This is a genomic window from Mesorhizobium robiniae (assembly GCF_040545535.1).
GTDB classification, from domain to species: domain Bacteria; phylum Pseudomonadota; class Alphaproteobacteria; order Rhizobiales; family Rhizobiaceae; genus Mesorhizobium; species Mesorhizobium robiniae.
The window spans coordinates 144427-162584 of record NZ_JBEPMC010000013.1 but is presented as its reverse complement, the minus strand read 5'-3'; the positions used below and the strand labels follow the sequence as shown (position 1 = coordinate 162584).

Annotated in this window: 16 protein-coding genes and 3 pseudogenes; 10 read left to right on the top strand and 9 right to left on the bottom strand. The window is 59.3% G+C overall.

Features of this window, described 5'->3' with window-relative positions; translation table 11 throughout:
• The first annotated feature begins 21 nt into the window (after positions 1–21).
• Entirely contained in the window at positions 22–1929 is a 1908-nt protein-coding gene (locus tag ABID19_RS28980; protein ID WP_263804954.1) for a putative bifunctional diguanylate cyclase/phosphodiesterase, read from the top strand.
• A 95-nt stretch (positions 1930–2024) separates the two neighbouring features.
• Here the strand turns inward: ABID19_RS28980 and ABID19_RS28975 are convergent, their stop codons facing one another.
• Positions 2025–2153 carry a hypothetical protein gene (locus ABID19_RS28975; protein WP_263792225.1) on the bottom strand — a complete coding sequence of 43 codons (129 nt, stop codon included), beginning with the start codon at positions 2151–2153 and terminating at the stop codon, positions 2025–2027.
• A 214-nt stretch (positions 2154–2367) separates the two neighbouring features.
• On the opposite strand from ABID19_RS28975, the gene ABID19_RS28970 reads away from it, so the two are divergent.
• A complete protein-coding gene (locus ABID19_RS28970) occupies positions 2368–3063 on the top strand; it encodes a transposase (RefSeq protein ID WP_318528268.1) in 696 nt (231 codons plus the stop codon).
• 207 nt (positions 3064–3270) lie between these two features.
• Here ABID19_RS28970 and ABID19_RS34380 read toward each other — a convergent pair.
• Both ABID19_RS34380 and ABID19_RS28965 read right to left on the bottom strand, forming a co-directional pair.
• A pseudogene (locus ABID19_RS34380) lies at positions 3271–3482 on the bottom strand (IS30 family transposase); the annotation flags it as partial.
• A gap of 491 nt (positions 3483–3973) precedes the next feature.
• Positions 3974–4186, bottom strand: coding sequence for a hypothetical protein (locus tag ABID19_RS28965; protein WP_006204612.1), 213 nt, complete (start codon positions 4184–4186; stop codon positions 3974–3976).
• A 182-nt stretch (positions 4187–4368) separates the two neighbouring features.
• Between ABID19_RS28965 and ABID19_RS28960 the strand changes: the two are divergent.
• A pseudogene (locus ABID19_RS28960) lies at positions 4369–4572 on the top strand (ArsR/SmtB family transcription factor); the annotation flags it as partial.
• 252 nt (positions 4573–4824) lie between these two features.
• Positions 4825–5124 carry a hypothetical protein gene (locus tag ABID19_RS34375; RefSeq protein WP_412177245.1) on the top strand — a complete coding sequence of 100 codons (300 nt, stop codon included), beginning with the start codon at positions 4825–4827 and terminating at the stop codon, positions 5122–5124.
• Positions 5125–5394: 270 nt separating this feature from the next.
• Here the strand turns inward: ABID19_RS34375 and ABID19_RS28950 are convergent.
• The 6 genes and pseudogenes from ABID19_RS28950 to ABID19_RS28925 form a co-directional block, all read right to left on the bottom strand.
• Positions 5395–6396: pseudogene (locus tag ABID19_RS28950) on the bottom strand (IS30 family transposase).
• 189 nt (positions 6397–6585) lie between these two features.
• Positions 6586–6918 (bottom strand): hypothetical protein, encoded by a 333-nt coding sequence (locus ABID19_RS28945; RefSeq protein ID WP_006204615.1) that lies wholly within the window; start codon positions 6916–6918, stop codon positions 6586–6588.
• Between the two features lie 37 nt (positions 6919–6955).
• Positions 6956–7837: a dioxygenase family protein gene (locus tag ABID19_RS28940; RefSeq protein ID WP_263804955.1), complete on the bottom strand. Its 882-nt coding sequence runs from the start codon at positions 7835–7837 to the stop codon at positions 6956–6958.
• Between the two features lie 97 nt (positions 7838–7934).
• On the bottom strand, positions 7935–8993 hold the full coding sequence (locus ABID19_RS28935) for a maleylacetate reductase (protein ID WP_263804956.1): 1059 nt from the start codon (positions 8991–8993) through the stop codon (positions 7935–7937).
• A 37-nt stretch (positions 8994–9030) separates the two neighbouring features.
• On the bottom strand, positions 9031–10755 hold the full coding sequence (locus ABID19_RS28930; RefSeq protein WP_263804957.1) for an FAD-dependent oxidoreductase: 1725 nt from the start codon (positions 10753–10755) through the stop codon (positions 9031–9033).
• Between the two features lie 69 nt (positions 10756–10824).
• Positions 10825–11238 carry a MarR family winged helix-turn-helix transcriptional regulator gene (locus ABID19_RS28925; protein WP_006204619.1) on the bottom strand — a complete coding sequence of 138 codons (414 nt, stop codon included), beginning with the start codon at positions 11236–11238 and terminating at the stop codon, positions 10825–10827.
• 438 nt (positions 11239–11676) lie between these two features.
• On the opposite strand from ABID19_RS28925, the gene ABID19_RS28920 reads away from it, so the two are divergent.
• The 6 genes from ABID19_RS28920 (at position 11677) to ABID19_RS28895 (ending at position 18143) form a co-directional block, all read left to right on the top strand.
• Positions 11677–13092, top strand: a complete 1416-nt coding sequence (locus ABID19_RS28920; RefSeq protein ID WP_263804958.1) for an aminomethyl transferase family protein — start codon at positions 11677–11679, stop codon at positions 13090–13092.
• 510 nt (positions 13093–13602) lie between these two features.
• Complete coding sequence (locus ABID19_RS28915) at positions 13603–14766, top strand: ABC transporter substrate-binding protein (RefSeq protein WP_263804959.1); 1164 nt, start codon at positions 13603–13605, stop codon at positions 14764–14766.
• Positions 14767–14844: 78 nt separating this feature from the next.
• A complete protein-coding gene (locus ABID19_RS28910; RefSeq protein ID WP_263804960.1) occupies positions 14845–15708 on the top strand; it encodes a branched-chain amino acid ABC transporter permease in 864 nt (287 codons plus the stop codon).
• On the top strand, positions 15705–16694 hold the full coding sequence (locus tag ABID19_RS28905; RefSeq protein WP_263804961.1) for a branched-chain amino acid ABC transporter permease: 990 nt from the start codon (positions 15705–15707) through the stop codon (positions 16692–16694). The genes ABID19_RS28910 and ABID19_RS28905 overlap by 4 nt, the downstream gene beginning before the upstream one ends.
• A complete protein-coding gene (locus ABID19_RS28900; RefSeq protein ID WP_263804962.1) occupies positions 16691–17440 on the top strand; it encodes an ABC transporter ATP-binding protein in 750 nt (249 codons plus the stop codon). The genes ABID19_RS28905 and ABID19_RS28900 overlap by 4 nt, the downstream gene beginning before the upstream one ends.
• Positions 17433–18143, top strand: coding sequence for an ABC transporter ATP-binding protein (locus tag ABID19_RS28895; RefSeq protein ID WP_263804963.1), 711 nt, complete (start codon positions 17433–17435; stop codon positions 18141–18143). The genes ABID19_RS28900 and ABID19_RS28895 overlap by 8 nt, the downstream gene beginning before the upstream one ends.
• Positions 18144–18158 lie beyond the last annotated feature (15 nt).

The following is an 18158-nucleotide window of genomic DNA, read 5'->3' as shown; positions in this document are numbered from 1 at the left end:
GGAAGGTAAGACAACCCGCCCATGGACCTGAACAACGAAGACACGCTGAACGCCAAAATCCGTCAGGATCAGCTTGCTGACCTGAGGGCCGGCTTCTTCGTGTCAATGCCGATAAGCACTGTCCTGTCAGGCCTTATATTGACGGTGCAGGCTATTTCTGGCGGCGGTTCTAGCGCCGCGATCTGGTTCCTGGTCGTCAATGCGATAAATGTCGGCCGCCTTGCGCTCGCCCGTTATCAGCTAAGGCAAACGGAACGCCATGATGATTCTGCAGGGACCTCGCAGCGGCTCCGCCGGTTTGGCGTTCTTGCCCTTATGGCAGGGTTTGCATGGTCCTTTCTTGCCGTTCTCACGGCCGGATACACGACACCGCACGCACCGCTGCATCTGATCATTCTGGCTGGCATTGCAGCTGGCGCTGTTACGTACGGCAGTTCATATGCCGCTGCCGCGATCAACTTCATCACACCCCCGCTCCTGATCACAGCGGGGTGCTTGCTGGCAAAAGGCAACTTCGAAGGCTGCGTTCTGGCTTTTGCCGTTCTGCTCTTCCTGGGCGGCCTGGTGCGAGCCTCCTTTGTTGGGCAAACGCGCTTCCGCGAAGCGAGCCGCCTGAGGCATGAGGCCGAGCGGCTTGCAGCCGAAATGGAGGCCAGTTCCAGGCAGGACCACCTGACGGGCCTTCTCAACAGGCGTGGCCTCGAACACGCCATCGGCCGGTTCGAGGCCACAGCCGGCCTCTTTGTGGCGATGCTGATTGATCTGGACGGATTCAAATCCGTCAACGATACCTACGGTCACAGGACCGGTGATGAACTGCTCGTCATGATCGCCCGCCGGATAGAGGAGGAGGCACCGGAAGGCTCAACGCTCGCCCGCATCGGCGGCGATGAATTCGTGCTGTTTTTTCCCTTGGCGGGGGATTCGCTTTCTGCCAGTGATCTCGCCTCCAATATCATAGCCAAGATTGCCCGCTCGTATCGGGAGGTGGCGTCCGTCCGGATCGGGGCATCGATAGGGATATACCTGGCTGAAAGCCCGGGACTGACGGAAATGTTGTTGCGGGCCGATATCGCCCTTTACACGGCCAAGCGGCGTGGCCGGAACGAATTTTGCCTGTTCGATGCCGAACTCGACAGGGAACTGCAGCGCCGCCAGTCCATCGAACGCGACCTTCATTCGGCGATAAAGACGAGAAGCTTGGGACCCTGGTTCCAGCCCATCGTGAAACTCGACACCGGGGCCGTGATCGGTTTTGAAGCCTTGCTAAGGTGGTCCCATCCGATTCATGGTGCCATCTCTCCACCCGAAATCATGACAGCCGCGCGCCACACCGGAATGCTCGAGCTTCTGACCCAAACGGTCTTCGCCGACTGTTGTGTTCTTATCGATGGCTTGGTGAAAGCCGAGTGTCGTGATCTTCGCGTGGCGATGAATGTTTCGCCGCGCGAACTGGAAGCCGGCGATATCGACGACATGGTTCTGGATGGTCTGGCGGCAAAAGGCCTGCCTGCAACGATGTTCGAAATCGAGATTACCGAAGAATCCCCGGTCGACCCGGACAGGGTGGACGAAAAGCTCGGACGTCTTTCCCATGCCGGCATTGCCATCGCGCTCGATGACTTCGGCACCGGCTTTTCCACATTGGCATCGCTCAAGGACAGTCGGATACGCAAGGTGAAGATAGACCAGGGCTTCATTCGCGGCTTGGCCAGATCCCGGGAGGACCGGCTGCTTGTCAAAACGGTCATCGATCTTGGCAGGAGCCTCGGGATCGAGGTCATGGCCGAGGGCGTCGAAACAGAGGCGGATCGGCAAACCCTGCACAAGCTTGGCTGCCGAACCGCTCAGGGCTTCCTGTTCTCCAAGGCAATGCCTCTGAGCCAGGCGCTTGACATGGCGGTAAAACAGCATGCCAAGGCGTTGTGACCGGCGCCCGCCGCGCTTTCCTACGCGGCCGTGCGCTCTGGAATCGTGGGGACAGAGACTTGCCTGTCTGAAACGCGTGGCCGTCCGCGTGTGCGTCAGCCGGCGAGCAGGTCTTTGTAGCCAGTCGTCACCATCCAGTTGGCCCGGTCGATATGGCTGCGAAGCGCCTCGCGGGCGCGTTCGGGCTCAAGGGTCGGGTCGATGCCGAGAATGAGATCGGCCATCTCCGCTTCGCTGGCATTGTCGGCGCGGGCGCCCAATCTAGCAGACGCATGTTAGCGTCGAACGGCGCTTGCGATGTTGGACGCCGCTTGCTTGTTGCTAGTTTTGTCCGATAAAGCTCCGAGGGAAACGCGAGGGGACGGAGCATTGACTCTTCGCGGCATGACACGAAGCGACGACTGATCGCACACGTCGGTTATCATCAAGGAAGAGGAAATGAAGCGCCAGATCCGGCCATTTATCGTGGAGGTCAAACAAAAACGGGGCAATGGCAAACAGAGCCGATCGATCTGGGGCGATCTCGACCTGTCCGCTATTGCCGCCGAGACAATGAAAGATTCCAACGAGGAGATAGGACTGCAAAACCGTCAGCATATTGACTCTCATGTGACACCCATTGATGTTGAAGATGGATATAAACCAAGAGCGGAGCATCTTATGGCCGACCTTAGGGCAGCCGAACTAGCGCAGTCCCCGACCGAAGCGCCTGCGAATACAGAAGCCGCTGACGCAAAGAAAAAGAGAACTCCGCGGCCGAAAGCAGCCAAGGCACAGCTAGAACGCCCGGCTCGAAAGCCAGCCGCTAAGATGGCGCCTGCTGCGACGGACATTTCGGCGTCAGTTCGCAACGCGCGAAAAACTTACTCGGCAAAGGAACGCGGCCAACTCCTCTTACAGATCGAGAAATCGATTAGTCGTGGCGAGAGCATCAAGAGCGCCACAGCACAGGCTAGCATATCGGAACAGACCTATTACCAGTGGAAGAAGAAGGCTACGCCGCCCGCGTCGGACAGCGGTGAGCTAAAGGATCTGATCGCGCTTGAGGAAGAGAATGCTCATCTGAAGAAGCTGCTCGCCGAGCGTCTTCGCAAGGAGAATGCGGAGCTAAAGAAAAAGCTCGGGCTCAATTAGGCCGGGTCAGCCGCTGCCTTAGCCTCGACACCCGCTCAAGTTGGCAGCAGCATCTCGCCGTCGACGATGCGTCAGATTAAGGCGTCCGTCTCCGGTTGCGTGGCAGGTCGCCGAGCGCAGCCGCCGATTTATCATTCGCCGTCGGCGGCACAATACAGGGACGAGGGGACGTGGCTGTCGCTGCAGGGCTATCGGCTTGATGATTCAGCGGCTCACCCGTTCGGCCAGCTATGTGACGCGTTCGCCTTGCCGAATTTCTCGCGGGAACTGCATCAGATCGCATTCCCAGTGTCCGATCTGCCTTCTGTCTCGAGCTATGTCGGACGGTGCAAAATGCTCAGTTCCGGGCTGAATTGACGACCATGGAGCCGCCTGACTGCCTCGGCCGGCGGTCGGGCGCGGCTCTCCGGAAGATTGCGCTACAGCTCTCCCGGCCGCTCCGGATAGGCCAGGCGATCGATCGTCTCGTGGCGACGCGGACCCAATGCGACCACCCAACCTCTCCGCTGGGCGATCGTGCCATCATACCAGAAGGACGGGCATGTATCACTATCCTCGCTTAGGGTCGGAGGTCGTGTTGGAAGAGGAGGCGCCGCCCGAGTGAAACGCAGGTGAATACGGACTGACAGAATATAGCGTCTGCCGGCCATTACATATTTGGACAGACCTGCGCTCGGCTCGATCCGGGAGTGCCTTCCGTGATCGCACCATATTCTGCTGAGTGCAGTCCGGTATTGATCCGGGGCGGCCCTATGTCGTGCTGATCAACTTCCGTCCTTCCCTAGAAGGCGGCAGGACTATAGTCTTGCGTCTCGCTTACAATGGTCTGACGTTACCGCTTTAGTTCCGGTATCGTCCATTGGACGTTCCGTATTTTAGTCAATCGAGATGTATCCCAAGCGCGTGCCAACTAGATACCGCTGTCGTCGGAATCCAGCTTTGACCGTATTGTGTTGATGGCGTCCACAATGGTATCGGCAGTCTGCCGGTCTAGCGCGATATCCAACAAGCCTTCAGTTGTCTGGATCGACAGGATGCCAAGAGGGCCTCTCTCGTCCATGACAGTGCTAACGTGAATTTCGGTCGGCACGAAAGGCAGCGCCTTTTTTCCGGTACGCTTCATTGGGTACTCATTGCCTTGGCCAGCTTCGACAATCGCGCAACGCGGCGACGATTTCAAGCGGACCAGACGACGCTACCCAGCCATAGGGATCCGTCATCAACGAGGTCGCGCATTGCTTGCCTATGATCATGCGGCCGTCATATGTTGGCGTTAAATACCCTTAATTCCGGATTTTTGGATAAATGGATAAAAAGTCAGATCTCCTCGCATTGGCAGCACTTGGCTAGGATACCCGGCTCGAAGTCTTCCGCCTGCTGATTAAGGCGGGTGCCGATGGCATGCCCGCCGGCGAAATCGCCTCGCGCCTTGATTGCAGAACACCATGTCAGCGCACCTGAAGGTCCTTGACAATGCTTGGCCTGGTCCGCGCCGAGCGTGACGGCCGAAGGGACTTCATGATGGCGCATCCGATCCTGAAGGTTGCTGTTGGGCAGCCGGGCAGCAGAAACAAGTCGAATGCCCTGCACCCGGTTATCCGGAAACGACCGCGCCCCGAGGCGATGAATGAGGACAAGGACAAGTCCCGCCAGAAAATTGAATAGCTCTATCGTCACCGCGAAGGCGCCGCCTGCCTGCGGGACTCCGAGATCGCGAACGTCATTACTAACAGCGTCAGCGGGCAGGGGATCAGGTCCGCCATGAAGCAGATCGTCGGCCTTCGCTCGGCGCGCGCCAAGATCCCCGCCGTTTATGTCTACGAAGATTTAGGGCGCGAGGCGGCCATCTCCAGTACGAGGTATGTCCCTGATCGTGGTCGCGATCTGCTTGAAAGCTTTGGCCGTGCCCGGGTGTTTCGGGTCGTCTACATCGACGGTTTGCAGGGCCGAGCGCCTGAAGCAGCAGCCGACATCCTCGACCTTAGGCAGGTCAATCATTCCACCGTAGCCATCCAGGAGCTGATGCACACCACCCCATCGGGTTTTTGCACCGGATCCTGATGTTCTGGGCCGAGCCGCGCTCCTCTCAGGAATGCTTTGTCGCCTTCAAGGCTACAAGGATGATTCCAGGCTGCGGGCGCTTCAGGACTGCGTGCTGTTCCTGCAGGCACAGAAATTGGGATTCTCCGTTCTAACGGGCAACATCAGCGACTTCGACTACTTGCTGCAGCTGAGCCCGAAAGGTCGAGTTTTGATGTATCGGCGAATCTGATTGTATTTGTGTGAGTTCTCGCTGAAGTGCGACTGCGCAGCGAGGGTAGGTTAGCGCGTTCACCGATTGGCCGACAGTATCTTCTGACGGAAGACTTCGGCCGGTGTTCTGAAGCCGAGGCATTTTCGGGGCGTTGAGTTGAGATGGGCGCACACCTGGTGCAGGTCTCGATGCTCGATCGACAGTGGATCGGTGTCTCGCGGAAGCCATTTGCGAGCACCGCGGTTGGTGTTTTCCACCGTGCCTTTCTGCCACGGCGCCTGCGGATCGCAGAACCATGTCTGAACGCCGAGACCGGCCTGAAGGTAGGGCCAGTCTGTGAACTCGGTGCCGCGGTCAAAGGTGATTGATCGGCGGGCGGAATAGGGAAGGGGACCAAGCACGTCAATCAAGCCGTCCATGATCGCGCGCGACTGCCGGTCGTTGTTGCGTAGGAAGACCGTGAAGCGGCTCACCCGTTCGACCAGCGAAGTGACGTTCGCCTTGCCGAATTTCTTGCGGAACTGGATCAGGTCGCATTCCCAGTGTCCGAGCTGCTTTCTGTCCCGAACAATGTCCGGACGATGCAAAATGCTCAGTTCCGGGCTGAATCGACGGCCATGACGCCGCCTGACGTGCCTCCGCCGGCGTCGGGCGCGGCTCTCCGGAAGATAGCGCCACAGCTTCAGCTCCTGGCCGTCGGCCGAATAGGCAAAGCGATAGATCGTCTCGTGGCAGACGCGGACGCTGCTACGTTCAAAAGCCAGTCGACCGGCGATCTGCTCTGGCGACCAGCCATGCTTGATGCGGCCAAGCTTCTCAGCAATCGCATCAACACTGACGCCAGCCTGGCGCCATCGCTCGACGATCTTCCGCGAGATCGCGCGCAACAAGTTCGAGGATCGGGAGATGCCGGATCTGACCGGCTATTTCTGTGTGGCGGCCAACAATCGGTCCAGGGAACGCCGCAGCCGTTTTCGCAAACTGGTTCGGCATCCGAAGCTTCGCGCATCGATCATCGAGCGCCAGCGCTCGATCTTGCGGCGTTCATCCAAATCGATCTGGGAGTAGGTGCGTTTCATCTACGGTTCCTTGCATGCGATAGGTCATTGGTATCGCTGCAAAGTCGCAGTTCAAGATAGAACGCACCCTGCTACATCAGGTAGTCGCATAACATGTATTATGGAACTGACTTTAATGTCGCAAAATCAATAGTTTAGGAACACCCCGTTTGAACATTCCACTACGCCGATAAGCGAAAACCCGGAAATCTAACGCAGGGAAATGCTCGCAACAGGGTCAAGATTCAGGACACGTATCGCCACCCTGTGTTGTGAAATGCCGGTGATTGCGGCACGCAGCATATTGCAAACGGATAGAATCAAATCTCGGGTCCGCTCCACCTTCTGCAACAGCTGGATTTCGACTGAGATCTGCGCTTGGTCGTTCATCCCTCGGAAAGGAATGATTGCGAACTGACAAATGGATGCGTCGACCTCAAGCTCACGGCAGAGGATATCTCGCAGCGCCGGCAGCAACGCCTCAAGACCGTCGACTTCCTTTGTCCAAACGGCTTCCTCCACAAATATCTTGAGGTTGGGCATGGGCTGACTCCCTTTGTGCCAGAAATGATAGGCCTGCTTAGCGCGACGCCGCGTTGGCGCAGGGGTGGACCGGCGGCTGCTGTCGATCAACGAGCACGAAATCGAATTGCGAGCGCCAGAGCGTCGGGCCACCCTCCACACGTTCAAAAGGCGCTACGAGCGTCTCCTTCACGCCGAACACGGTATCGGAGTCCAGGTAAGGGTCGTCACCGACAAAGGTGTGGGTCACGAGCCTCTGGTAGCTGTGCGCGGTCACGAGGAAATGCATGTGGGCGGGGCGGTATGCATGCCGACCGAGCTGGCCGAGCATCTGACCGACAGGCCCGTCGTTAGGGATCGGATAGGAAACCGGCTTGATGCCGACGAACCTGTATGCACCGTCCTGGCCGGTGACGAAGATGCCGCGATTGTTCCATCTGGGCTGGATGCCCGGTTGTTGGACGTCGTAGAAACCCTCAGCATTGTCCGACCACACATCGACGTGCGCCCCCGCGACGGGATTGCCGTCGAGGTCGAGCACCCTGCCCTCGTAGAGACAGCTCTCGCCCTTGCCGTCGAGGTTGATCGTGTCTCCCATCTTCCGTATGGGCGCGCCGGCGACGTGGAACGGTCCGAAGACGGTGCTCTCCGTCGCGCCCGCGGGCCGGCGGTTGTTGATGGCATCCACCAGCATGGAGAAGCCCAGCGTGTCGCTGAGCAGAATGAACTCCTGGCGCTCGCCGCTACACATCTGCCCGGTCCTGGTCAGGAAGTCGATGGCGGTCTCCCACTCGCCTTGGGTAAGCTGGGTCTCCTTGGCGAAGGCGTGGAGATGGCCGACCAGGCAGGCCATGATCTCGGCGAGCCGACGGTTGACGCTCCTGACCATGCGCTCGTTGACGGCTTCGACCGAACCGTCTTCGGAGAAAAGGCGCTGCATTTCGTTTCTCCCTCGTCATGTTGCTGTCGGTTTTTTGGGCGGCTTTCGCGCTTTCCGTCGAGCCGTTGCCTGTGCAGGATGTCGTGATACCGCCCGCCTATTGCGGGGGCTTTCCTTCCCATGCGCGTTGCAGCAATGAGCGGATGGCGTCGCGGTCAATTGGCCGCGGGTTCCAGTAGGGGTTGCGCACGGCCAGGTCGGCGGCGCAGTCAAGGTCACTCTCGGCGAGCCCGAGATCGCGCAGGGCGAGCGGCGCGCCCAGCGAGGCGGCGAAGTCGTGGAGGCCGCCGCCGAGCGAGCCACCGAAGAGATTTGCAATCGGCTTCAGCGCCTCGGCTGCGGCGGATGCGTTGTGTGCCACTGAGTGCGGCAGCAAGATCGCGTGCGTTGCCGCATGCGGTAGGTCGAAGCTCCCTCCCAGCGTGTGGCAGAGCTTATGATGCAACGCCATTCCGACGGTGCCGAGAACGGTGCCGCAGAGCCAGGAACCATAGAGGGCGAGCGAACGCGCCTCGCCATCAACTGGATTCTCCACGATGCACGGCAAAGCCTGTTTCAACGCGCGAATGCCTTCGACGGCCTGCCATGTAGAGATCGGATTGCGGTCCTGCGCATAAAGGCCCTCTACCGCGTGGGCCATGGCGTTCAGCCCGCTTGAAACGCTCATGTCGACCGGCAGGCCGAGGGTCAGGTCGGGATCGTAGATCACAGCTTCCGGCAGGATGCGGGGATCGCGTCTGGTGGTCTTAAGGCTTTCCTCCGTCTCTCCGAGAATGGGGGTGACCTCCGAGCCGGCATAGGTGGTCGCGATCACTATCTGGGACGTATCGTTGCGCCACGCGATCGCTTTGCCGAGCCCGATAGTCGACCCGCCGCCGAAGGAGACCACGCAGTCCGCGCGTTCGTCTTCGTACGCCACCAAGGCTCGCTCGGTGACGGAAACCGGCGTGTGCATCGTCGCGCCGGCGAAAACCCCGACCGCCGCCTCGCCCAATTGTCCAGCGAGCCTCTCAGCGTCCGCCTTCCGGGACGGGGTCGACAAAACGAGCGCCCGCTTGCAGCGCAGGCGCGCGACCTCGGCGGGAAGCTGTGACACCGCGCCCCGTCCGAAGACCACGCGTCCCGGATTGAGCGTAAGGGCAAAGGTTTCGATCATGGTGGCGGTGGTTCCCAGAGCTGGCAGCGCGAGCCAGCTATGCGTGCATACTGTTCGTCGATACCGTATCCTGTGCGCCTTCATTGGCGATTTTCTCAAGGCCGGACATCCTTCGCCCGAGCACGGTCTCGATCGTGCATTGCGCATCCGCATCGCGTGTCCCGCGCCACGCAACGACCTGGTCGGGGCGGATAAGCACCAACGGCGCTTCATACAGGCTTTCCACCTCGGCCGAGGCAATGTCGACTACGCTCAGGTCCATGCCAGCTTGGGCAGCCGCAGATGTAATGGCGTCCACCGCCGGGGGCGTCCTTCCCAAGCGCAGCAGCGTCCATTCGAAGCCGAACAGATCATAAAGCGAGGTCGACGCATCGATCCATATGTGGGGAGCGCGCCCGCCAGGCGCGCTTGTGGGGGTGTAAACGTCCGGGCGATCCTCGGCCGGCGGTCTCTTCTCCGACAATATGATCGGAGACGCGTCGTACCGGGCGCCGAAGGTAATCCCGGGAATGTTGAACTCCGCCTTTCCGTGCCCAGAAAGATAAGCGCCGGCTTCTCTTCGGAGAGCCACACCTTGCGCCGTGTTGTCTTCTAGGCCGGGCTTCGCCGTATAGAGGCCGATCGAATCGGCGAACTGCTTGGCAAAGCCCGTGTTGCGAACCGCGATGGGACGCCGCTCAATCTCATAGCTGTCGAGTATAGTCGGCGAGCCCACGCCCTTGATCGCTGCTGCCAGTTTCCATCCCAGATTGACCGCATCGTCGACGGCGGTATTGTAGCCCAGTCCGCCCGCTGGCGTGAACAGATGGACGGCGTCTCCGCCGAGGAACACCCGTCCCCGCGAATAGCTCTCTGCGACGAGCGCGTAGCCGGCCGTCCAGGTGCCGCGGGAAAGCACCTCGGCTTCCACGGGATGGCCGACCGCGGCCTGGAACATTTCCAGCGCCTGCTTGTCCGTGATGTCTTCCTCCTTCTCGCCTTCGCGAAGCTGCGTGTGAAACGCGAATTCGCCTCGGCCGTCCACCGCGGCCATGAAGGCGCGGCGCTGGTTGTTGAAAGTCACGTTCATCCACGCCGGCGCGAAGGGCACGACCTCGTAGAATTGCGGACAGCGCAGATAGATCGCGAACATGCGCCCGCCGAAGAAATCTCGCACCGCGCCCGCATCGCCCTTGTAGGCGATACCGAGTTGTCTGCGCACGAAGCTGCGGGCGCCATCGCCGCCGACAAGATACTTGGCCCGGACGGTGCGGCGAGAGGTGGTCTGGACTTCCTGCGCCGTGACCGACACGCCGTCCTGAGAGTCGATGAACTCGCTTACGCGCCAGCCATAGTTGATCGAGACGCCGGGCTGGGCTTCGGCATGCTTTCGCAACACCTGCTCTACATATTTCTGCGACACGCGATGCGGCAACTCGGCCGCGCTCCAGGAGCCCGAAAGAGACGACACTCTCTCGCGCGCTTCCCGGGCGGACGGCAGGCGGAAGCGTCCAAGCTCGTGTCCAGTGTAGCGCGTGAAATAAGCGACGTCGGTCGGAAAATCGTCCGGCAGGCCAAGAGCACGGACCTCCTCGGCGAACCCTAGACGCCGATAGTGCTCCATCGTGCGGGCCTGGGTCGCGTTCGCCTGGGGATTGAATGCCGTCGAAGGCTTCTCATCAAACAGGGTGACCGAGATTCCTCGCCGACCGAGCTCGTTCGCAAGCATCAGGCCAAACGGCCCGCCACCCGAAATTGCAACATCGACCACGGCACCGTCCACACAGATCCTCCCCAAAATGCCCTGAAGATCATAGCATTTGGTAAGGAAACCAGACGATTTGTCAAGGCACTATTCTCGCTCGACATCCCCCTCGCGGGCCTCGACATACTTTGCGAGCACTTCAACCATCAAGTCGACCATGGCAGGACCGAGCTCGGCGCGCATTTCACTCTCGGCAACCTCCAGGCTGCGATGAAATGCCTCGAGCCAGGCCATCCCCTTGTCGGTGAAGCACACGAGCTTCGCGCGGCCATCCGTCGGATCAGGCCTCTTCTCGATCAGTCCGGTCCGCTCGACCTGATCGACCAGTTCGCTCATGGACTGCTTCGTCATGGACGCCCTGCGCGCGAGTTCGGTGAGTCGGGTCCCGTCCTCATCGAGATTTCGCGTAAGATTAATATGGGCGACGCTGAGTTCGTCATGCCCATTCGATCGCAGATTCTCCACGATCTGCGCCTCGAACAATCTCACTGCCTCGTTCATACGACGGCCAATGTTGTTGCGCCGCCAGGAATTTCTAAGTCTCATGCCAATCGTCTCTGCTCCCACTCGGTCAGCTTATACATCCTTCTACCGCGCGCTACGCCGTGCTTTCGGCTTTTTCAATCTCTGCGGCCAGTGGATTGACACATCGGCTCCGGCGAATATATCGTCAGGTATCCGAACAATATAGGAAGGCGGTTGACGGCCGCCAAGGGAGGAGAGATGCGTCATCAAGAAGTTCGCGTCGCGAACTGGAGGCCTGCGCTCAGCAGCCGTCCGGCGACGCCGCTTGATTTCTCGCGGCATGGCATCGCTTCAGCTTGGCTTCGTCGATTGTCTCCCGATTTGCAAAATAGGGTTGGCTCGTGAGGTTGGGGGTTTCGCTCCTCACTAGGGGGTTGGCAAGGTGATATTTCACATCGAGCAGGATCAATCACGATGGTAAAGGCAAACGGCGAGAAGTCGCTGCAAACACTTATCGACGAGAAGCGGGATCTCGTCGAGTATTTCTACAATGATACCCTTGCCCCTCACTATCGGGCCAGGACGGGTCTTACGGCGGCGTACATCCCTCCTGAGTTCACGAATTGGCGCGACGAACAGCGTGCATGGCGGGAATCGGCGATCCTCTTCGATCAGTCGCATCATATGCCGGAGATGCTTCTGAAAGGTCCCGACGCTCTTCGGCTTCTCGAGAAGATCGGCATCAACAGCCTCGCGAATTTCTCGACGGACAGGGCAAAACAGCTGGTCGGCTGCACGCCTCGAGGCCACGTGATTGGCGACTGCGTCGTGTATCGACTTGAAGAGGAAACCTTCGAACTCATCAGCAGCATGCCGTTGCTGAATTGGGTTCAATTCAATGCCGAAAAGGGCGGCTACGACGTCACTATCGAGCGTGACGACCCGACCCCATACAATCCAGCCGGAAAGCGCTGGTTCTATCGTTTCCAGCTGGAAGGTCCGAACGCAGGCAAGATATTCAACGACGCCGTGGAGGGCGATGCACCCGAGATTCCGTTCTTCCGCACGGCGAAAGTGAAGATTGGCGGCTGCAAAGTCCTCGTGCTGCGGCATGGCATGGCTGGACACCTCGGCGCGGAGCTGTCCGGGCCCTATGAAGAGATGGACAAGGTGCGCTCGGCTCTCGTTGCCGCTGGCGAGAAGCACGGGCTGAAGCAGGGGGGTACCAAGACCTACTTCAGCACCATCTTCGAGTTCGGTTGGATGCCCTATCCCCTGCCAGGCATATATACCGGCGCGGAACTGAGGGATTACCGTGAATGGCTTTCCGGCAATGGCTGGGAAGCCAACGCGCAGCTCGGCGGCAGTTTCCTGTCGGACAACATTGAAGACTACTACGTCACACCATGGGACCTCGGATACGGTCACATAATCAAGTTCGACCATGATTTCATTGGACGCGCAGCGCTCGAAGCTCTGCCGGAAGGAAAGCGACGCAAGAAGGTCACTTTGGTCTGGAACAGGGAGGATGTGGCGAAGATCTTCGGGTCGCAGTTCGGTGACGGGCCGCGGTTCAAGGCACTCGACTTTCCAGTTGCCTACTATGGTTGGCCGCAATTCGACGAGGTCAGGGCGCCGGACGGCTCCTTGGTTGGGCATTCCTGTCATTGCGGTTACAGCGCCAACGAAGGCGAGATGCTGTCACTCGCGATGCTCGATGCGGCTTGCGCGACGCCGGGCACCCAGATTGTCCTGACATGGGGCGAACCAGGCGGAGGCTCTCGCAAGCCGCATGTCGAGCGCCATGAGCAGCTCAAGGTTCGCGCGACAGTCGCCCCGGCCCCCTACGCGCAGTCCGTGCAAAAGTTGAAGCGAGCAGCCATTGGCTAGGTTTCGCGTCACCTCGCGCGACCCGTCTCGTAGACCATCCCCTCTTAGCCGGGGTGGTCGCCCTACTCACCGGCTAGTCTGCCAAGAAGGGATCCGAGTGGACTCTCAACCCAGCTACCCTTTTGACCTTCGCGCAAAGCTGCTGGGTTCGTCTGCCGCCGACCACTCGGTGCATCTGTCGAACAATCTTTCACCGGCGCCGCATAGCCGGTGCATCTGGCTGAAGCATTTCGTCAGCTTACATGACGAAATAAGGATACAAGTGCAATATGCAGCGGGCCATCCAAACGGCAGCGGTCATAGCACTCGGTTCTCGGTAGCAGAAAATCTTGCGCGCCTTGTCGCTTCAATCGGATTTCACCTACGGCGACGGCCAATCGACGAGGCTTCGCTGCTTGACAATTTAGTCAAGAATCCTTACTAAAATTGAAGGGAGAGACATCAGGTTTCACAAGGTAAACCGGCCGAGCTTAGCACTGTGAGACCCGGCAATCCAAGGGAGGGAATACGATGAGGAGACTTTGTGCGGGCCTGCTTGCAACCGCGATCGCAACGTTCGCGCTTGGAGGCGCGGCGCTCGCGGAAACCATCAAGGTGGGTGTGATCGCAACATTCTCGGGCCCGAACGCCATCTGGGGCAAGCAGTTCAAGGAAGCTATTCAAGTCTATGTCGCGCAGCATGGCAACGAGGTGAACGGCAATACGATCGAGTTCATTTACAAGGACGTCGGTGGGCCGAACCCGGATGCGAGCAAAGCCGCCGCTCAGGAACTGCTCATACGCGAGGGCGTGAAGTATCTGGCCGGTTTCGATTTTACCCCGAACGCGCTCGCCGTCGCTCCGCTGATCAATCAGGCCAAGGTTCCGGCGATCATATTCAATGCGGCAACCTCTGCGATCAACAAGCAGTCGAAATACTTCGTGCGCACCAGCTTTACCTTATGGCAGGTGGCAGTGCCGGCTGCACAGTGGGCCGCCAAGAACGGCGCCAAGAAGGTAGTCACCGCCGTTTCGGACTACAATCCAGGCATCGACGCCGAGACCGCCTTTGGCAGCGCCTTCGAACAGCAGGGCGGGACGATCGTTGAGAAAATCCGTATGCCCTTGCAGACGAACGATTTCGCTCCTTTCATGCAGCGCATCAAGAATTCCGGGGCTGATACGGTTTTCGCGTTCCTCCCTGCCGGACCCGCCACGTTCGCCTTCACGAAGGCCTATAGCGAGAACGGACTGAAGGAAGCTGGCATTGGCTTTATTGGGACCGGTGAGACTGACGAGACGACCATTGACGCTCTCGGCGAACAGGCAATCGGGCTGACTACGGCCTATCACTATTCGGATGTCCACACCTCGGAGCTGAACCGGGCGTTTGCGGCCAAGCTCGCCGAGCTTTTTCCAAACTCTAGGGCCAATATGGCTTCGATGGGCGCTTATGACGGTGCGCATTTGATCTATAAGATGATTGAGCTAGCCGGAACGGATGGCGACAAGGCGATCGAAGCCGCGAAGGGCTTGTCGTGGGAAAGCCCACGCGGCCCGGTGAGCATAGATCCAACATCGCGCCATGTCGTCCAGAATGTCTATATCCGCCGTGTGGAGCGCGATGGAGGACGCTTGGTGAACCGCGAATTCGATCTCGTGAAAAGCGTTCCGGACCTCGGGTTCGATCGCTGACACATCCTGGCATAGTGGGTGTCCGAGCCCACCATGCCGCATTGCTGAAAACCTCTGTTTCTAGATCGGTGTTAGCTGATGACGGTCGCCCTCAGCATAGTTGTCGACGGCATCGCCTATGGCATGATCCTGTTCATGATTTCCGTCGGCTTGTCAGTGACGATGGGCTTGATGCGGATCGTCAATCTCGCCCATGGCGGCTTTGCCCTGCTTGGCGGCGCGTGCGCGCACGTGCTGACCATGCGATATGGGGTGCCGTTCGTCCCGGCCCTCGCCGCCTCTGTGATTGCCGTGATCGTGATCGCGATCCCCCTCGAGCGGCTGGTCTACCGTCACATCTATCGCTTCAGCGAACTCGAACAGGTTCTTGCAACGATCGGGATCGTCTTCGTGATGATCGCCACCGTCAATCTCTTCCTCGGCTCCACCCTTCTACCGATCCGGATGCCGCCGGAAGTAAGCATTCCGATTAATCTCGGCTTCAAGGTGCTCCCGCTACATAGAATTATCGTCATCGTCGTCGGGCTTCTGATGGTGACGGGGTTATACCTGCTCGTGGAACGCACCCGGTTCGGCATCTTTCTGCGCGCGGCAGTCGACAACCAGAATACTGCGGCATCACTCGGGATCGATACCCCCAAAGTGTATCTGGCCGCCTTCGCTCTTGGTGCGGGGCTGGCGGCAGTCGGCGGAATTCTCGGCGCCGAGTTGCTACCTATCGAGGCATATTATCCTCTCCGATACATGGTCCTCTTTCTCATCGTCGTGACAGTCGGCGGTATGGGGAGCATTGTCGGATCGTTCATCGCGGCTTTAGGCCTCGGCATCCTCGATACGGCCGGCAGATACCTGCTTCCCGATGTTGGGACAATTTTCTTCTTCCTTGCGATCATAGCGCTTCTGGCCCTGCGCCCGAACGGTCTTTTGGTCAGACCATCATGATCCGAATTTCTACAATCGACACCGTGCGCACGTCGCTGGGTGGCACCGGCAAGCTCCTGCCCGTTGCCATCCTGATCACCTGTGCTTTCGCCGCCTTCTGGCTGTTTCCGTACGATCTGGGGTTCATGACCCAGATGCTGATCATGATGGTCTTCGTGGTCTCTTTCGACCTGATCCTCGGTTATGCGGGTATCGCGACGCTGGGTCATGCGGCAATGTACGGGTGTGGGGCTTATGCTGCCGGGCTCTTTGCGATCCACGCGTCACCCGATCCACTGCTTGGGCTTGCCGTCGGCGCGGTGATCGGAGCCCTGATCGCGTTCTTTTCCGGCCTGCTGTTGATGCGCGCGCATGGGTTGTCGCTGTTGATGCTTTCGATCGCGATCACAATGGTGTTGCAGGAGATCGCCTCGAAGGCGCGTGACGTCACCGGCGGCGCTGACGGACTGACCGGAATATCCATGACGCCGATCCTGGGGGTCTTCGAGTTTGATTTCATCGGGAAGACAGCGTTCTGGTACGCGTTCAGTGTCCTGTTTGTCATCCTGGTGGTCCTGCGTATCCTTGTTGCATCTCCCTTCGGTCTCGCCCTGCGAGGCATCAAGGACAGTCCTAGCCGAATGCGTGCAATCGGCACACCGGTCTATTGGCGCAAGGTGACGGCCTATGTGATTGGGGGAACGATCGCAGGTATCGCCGGCGCCCTTTCTGCCCAAATCACCAGCCTGGTCAGCGTGGAAGCGTTCAATTTCGCGCTATCCGCGGATGTCATGGTGATGCTGATTCTTGGAGGTGCCGGTCGCCTCTACGGTGCGTTGATCGGGACGCTTGTGTTCATGACGGTTCGTCATGTCGCAGCCAGCATCGACCCTTTCAACTGGCTGTTCGTCATCGGCTTCATGCTTCTGGCAGTTGTTTTCTTCCTGCCTGATGGTCTTATCTCGCTGCCTAGGCGGGTGGCGCGCATGATCGGAGCGCGCAGATGACATCGGGCCTCAGGATCAGAAACCTCTCGAAGAATTTCGGCGGACTGCAGGTCGCGAGGAACATCACGCTCGACATTCCCACAGGAGCTCGCGCTGCACTGATTGGCCCCAACGGGGCTGGAAAGACAACCTTTGCAAACCTGATCATTGGAGCGCTTCAGCCTTCATCAGGCTCCATTCATCTTGACGACAAGGATATCAGCCAGCTTCCCGAGGCTGCCCGCGTAAGAGCAGGCATCGCAAAGACCTTCCAGAACACCAACCTTTTCAAGGACCTGTCCGTTCGGGACAACATCCGCCTGCCCATCCTCGAGCGAGAGCACAGGACGTTTCGCTTTCTGGAACGCTACGATGGCGATGCGGCCATCGAGGCCGAGGTCGAACAGCTTCTGGCCGACTTCCGTCTTCTCCCTCTGGCCAACCGCCTCGTTCGCAGCCTCGCCTACGGACAGCAGAGGTTGGTCGAACTTGCTTTGACTCTTTCGCTAAAGCCCAGGATCCTGATACTCGACGAACCCGCCGCAGGGGTTCCGTCATCCGACAGTCATCTGATCGTCGATGCAATCAAGCGGTTGCCGACCGATCTCTCGGTGTTGATCATCGAACACGACATGAAACTGGTGTTCGAAGTTGCAAGCAGGATCATCGTCCTCGTTAACGGCGCGGTTCTCGTTGAGGGCACGCCGGAAGAGATCAGCCGCGACTTGCGCGTGCGCGAGTTGTACCTCGGAGCGGGCCATGGCTGAAACACTTTTGGAACTCGAGAATGTCGTCGCGGGCTATGGCGAGACCCATATCCTGAGAAATGTCTCTCTGAAGGTTGTGCAAGGGGAGCGACTCGCGATCATCGGGCGAAATGGCGTCGGAAAGACCACGACGCTCAACACGGTGATGGGTCTGACGCGGCAGCATTCGGGAACGATCCGACTCAAGGGACAGCCCATTGACCGGCTCCCTCCCCATAAGCGATCGCGCCTCGGCCTCGGCCTTGTTCCGCAGACGCGGGACATCTTCCCTTCTCTCACCGTGGAAGAGAACCTGCAGGCCGGCGTGCGCAACGGCGCCAGCATCGAGGAGGCCTATGACCTCTTCCCTCGACTCAAGGAGCGCCGGCGAAACGGCGGTCGCCAACTTTCCGGCGGCGAACAGCAAATGCTGGCCGTCGCCCGAACGCTGATGGGAAAGCCGGACATCATCCTGCTCGACGAACCGCTGGAGGGCTTGGCTCCGGTCATATGTGAGAGGCTGGTCGCAGTGTTTCAGGAGCTTTCGAGGCGTGGGCATACGATTGTGCTCGTCGAGCAGCATACAGCCATCGCGCTCGATTTCGCCGAGCGCGTGATCATCATCGAACAGGGGGGCATCGTGTTCGAGGGCGCCGCGTCGGAGCTCAAGTCCAACAAGGAGTTGCTCGATCGCCACGTCGGCATCGCAGCTCCGCATCACTGACACGACCAATCGGGA